The following is a 1,607-nucleotide window of genomic DNA, read 5'->3' as shown; positions in this document are numbered from 1 at the left end:
CCACCCACCCCCGAAAAGGTGGCCCGCACCCTCCAGTACCTCCTCTGGCAGGGTCTCGAAACCCTCCGCACCACGTAGGGCTCTCGCGGCAGCACGACAACTCGGTCGAGTTCCCTGGACTGACGGCGCTATTGCGACTCGGTGAAAGCCTTCTGAAAGTGATGCCCCGGAAAATCTGTAGCCGTTCCTGCTACTGACTACGAGGGGAAGCTTCATGGGCTTGAGCACCCGGACTGCACGTGTTGCCGGCGTACTGGGCGTGTCTGCTGCGTTCGGGATGGCGGGGTTGACGGCGTCGCCTGCGCACGCAGCGGACCAGCCGGTCGGCACCCTGTCCGACGCGTCGGTCGGGACGCTGTCCGACGCGTCGGTCGGGACGCTGTCCGACGCGTCGGCGAAGGCCGCCGCGTTCCCGTGCACGATCCTGAAGATCGGTGGTTCTGCCGGGAACGTCCGCCTGTGGTGGTGCGACGGGACGCAGGGGACCCGGAGGGGTTACCACGCCCAGGGATACCTTGCCGGAGGCGGCGCGGTCTGGCTCGTCAGTGCGGCCGGCGACCCGGTGGCGTTCACGACCAGCGGCGTCAGCGGCTGGTTCAACAGCAAGACCGTGGGCGACTACGGTGCTCCCTGGAAGGCCTGCAAGCACAACGGGCCGATCACCAGCCCACACGAATGCACCGGATACGGCTCTCGGTAGGTACCGCCCCGGTCTGGTGGGTTGACCCATCGGACTGTGGGTTGGCCAACGGGATTCCAGGTGGTGAACCCACCGTCTGATGGGTCAACCCACCCGACGGTGCGCCGCTGTTCGCTGCTCAGAAGCTCAGTGAGCAGATCACTGCGCGGTGGTCGGACGGGGTGATGCCGTCGATCGGGCCGCCGGCGGTCGAGGTCTCCGTGACAGTGATCGGGTGGTTGAACATGCCCGGACGGAAGAACACGTGGTCGATGCGCCGGCCCAACAGCTCGGGGCCGGCCTCGTCGGGCGCGGTTGCGGTGGCTGGATCACCGTCGCCGGCGATCCAGGCGTCGGTCAGCAGATCGGTCAGCGGACGGAGGAGCGGGCTGTCCGGTGGGGCGTTGAGATCACCGGCGACGACGACGGGCAGCGGGCCGTCGAGCGACGGGTCGGTGGCTAGGTCCGCGAGCAAACGGGCCTGGGCAAGGCGGTCGTCGTTGTACGCCGGGTCGTACTCGAGACAGCCCACGACGACGTGCAGCGGCGCCGCCGGATGCGCGACCGTCGCCACTGCGGCAACCGGGTCGAACGCCCGGTGCCGCGCAGGCATCCGCACCGCCCGCCACCCGGTGATCTCCCAGCGACTCAGCAGCCCGATCCCGATCTCGACCCCCTCATCCCGTGGATCCCGGGCAACGTCCGTGCCCGGCGGGTACGACGGCCCGGCGTACCCAGCGTGCATCCCCAGCTCAGCACCGAGCACAGTCACCTGATTGGTTGCCCGGGTCCCCCAAACCTCCTGCAACGCGACAACATCCGGCTCTACGGCCTGCAACGTCTCCACAATCGCCTCATACCGAGCCAGCCACATCCCCCCGAACCGCCACCAGACATTCCAGGTCATGACCCGCAGCACACCCATACC

At 68.2% G+C, this 1,607-nt stretch carries 2 protein-coding genes; one reads left to right on the top strand and one right to left on the bottom strand.

The window, feature by feature from the left end; translation table 11 throughout:
- Positions 1 to 220: 220 nt before the first annotated feature.
- Positions 221 to 700 (top strand): hypothetical protein, encoded by a 480-nt coding sequence (locus E1218_RS35705; protein ID WP_132327444.1) that lies wholly within the window; start codon positions 221 to 223, stop codon positions 698 to 700.
- A gap of 118 nt (positions 701 to 818) precedes the next feature.
- On the opposite strand, the gene E1218_RS35700 is transcribed toward E1218_RS35705, so the two are convergent.
- Positions 819 to 1,607 (bottom strand): endonuclease/exonuclease/phosphatase family protein (locus E1218_RS35700; protein ID WP_132327443.1); only part of this gene is annotated, 789 nt, incomplete at its 5' end.

Source organism: Kribbella turkmenica, assembly GCF_004348725.1.
In the GTDB taxonomy this organism is placed as follows: domain Bacteria; phylum Actinomycetota; class Actinomycetes; order Propionibacteriales; family Kribbellaceae; genus Kribbella; species Kribbella turkmenica.
Note: the sequence above shows the minus strand (reverse complement) of the source record. Positions and strands in the feature narration are given on the sequence as shown.